This window comes from Wolbachia endosymbiont of Drosophila seguyi, assembly GCF_028981765.1.
In the GTDB taxonomy this organism is placed as follows: domain Bacteria; phylum Pseudomonadota; class Alphaproteobacteria; order Rickettsiales; family Anaplasmataceae; genus Wolbachia; species Wolbachia pipientis.
Genome location: NZ_JAPQLM010000073.1, coordinates 1 through 1,332 on the forward strand (window position 1 = coordinate 1; position 1,332 = coordinate 1,332).

Consider the following 1,332-nt stretch of genomic DNA (forward strand, 5'->3'; position numbering starts at 1 on the left):
TGGTATAAGGTATTAAGATGAAAAAAATTGAAATTTCAGAATTACTAAAAAGAATTTCAATCTGTTTACTATGCGTGGCAACTATTGTCTCTATCGCTTTTTTGTTTGCCTATATGCATACAATGTTGCTTAGTAAAGGGTATGAGTTAGCTGCACATCATGTTAGTGAAGCTATGCCTTGTGTGTTACTTGTCGTTCTCCTTTTTATTGTTTGGTTTGTATATGATCAAGTATTCAGCAAACTAAAGGAAGTAGAGCTGCCTATATCGATAGAATTAGCTAATTCAGATGATAAAAGAATAACATTTGCTGATGCTATAATTGATGACTCCTTAAAACAACGGTTGCAGATGATTTGCTGTGACCAAATGACAGAAGAAATGCGCAAGCTGTTTGGAAATAAAAGTATTAATTCACTAGGAGGTTACATATTATATGGCCCTCCTGGAAATGGTAAAACACTTATCGCTCGTGCAATTGCAGGTGAATCAAATATGAATTTCATAAGCATCTCAGGTCCTGAACTTATTGGAGTATATATTGGTCATGGTGCACATGCTGTACGCGAGCTTTTTAAAATAGCAAAAAAATATTCTCCTTGTATAGTCTTTATAGATGAAATAGATGCAGTTGCACAAAAAAGAAGTACCGCTAATAACTCAGCTGACCATTGTCGAGAGAGTTTAACACAGTTGTTAACTGAAATAGATGGATTTAAGAGCAGAAAAGATATAATAGTAATTGGTGCAACTAACCTTATCGGTGGTATAGATCCAGCACTTATTAGACCTGGACGTTTAGGTCAGAAGGTTTGTGTCCCTAATCCAAACATAGAGGTGAGACAAAAGATATTGGCACTTTATATGCGAGGTACAAAAACTGATGAAAAGCTAAGCCTCCAAGACATTGCAGACAAGACTGAAGGCTATTCTGGGGCTGAGTTAGAGCAATTAGTGAATGAAGCAAAAATTAGCGCTGGTGCGCAAAGACGGCTTATAGTGAGTGAGGAAGATTTCAGTTACGCGCTTCACAGGTTAAGTCCAGAACAAGAAAGAGATAGAATAAAGTTAGTTTCAAACGCGAAGACACAGATAGAAGAAACTTCTTTTATACGGTAAACATAAAAATTGAAATTATAGAAGTGTAGCTGAGCCAACCTTCGTTATTCTTATTATTACCCACAAATAAAGACATGGTATTGCATTTACTCAAATAATTTAATTTTATTAACCTGAAAGCTTATTGGATTAAAATTATTAAATTAAGAGTTATAATTTTAGCAACTAAAAGCTGTAAATTGCACCATATAAACAGTTATTTCAAGCAAAAGTT

Annotated in this window: 1 protein-coding gene; it reads left to right on the top strand. The window is 34.5% G+C overall.

The features are described 5' to 3' along the window. The first annotated feature begins 17 nt into the window (after nucleotides 1-17). Nucleotides 18-1,118 (top strand): ATP-binding protein, encoded by a 1,101-nt coding sequence (locus OZD62_RS01445; protein ID WP_275019277.1) that lies wholly within the window; start codon nucleotides 18-20, stop codon nucleotides 1,116-1,118. The last annotated feature ends 214 nt before the right edge of the window (nucleotides 1,119-1,332 follow it).

Excerpts from the sequence above, each read along its gene's own strand:
- OZD62_RS01445 (WP_275019277.1), top strand. The coding sequence starts at position 18 with ATGAAAAAAATTGAAATTTCAGAATTACTAAAAAGAATTTCAATCTGT.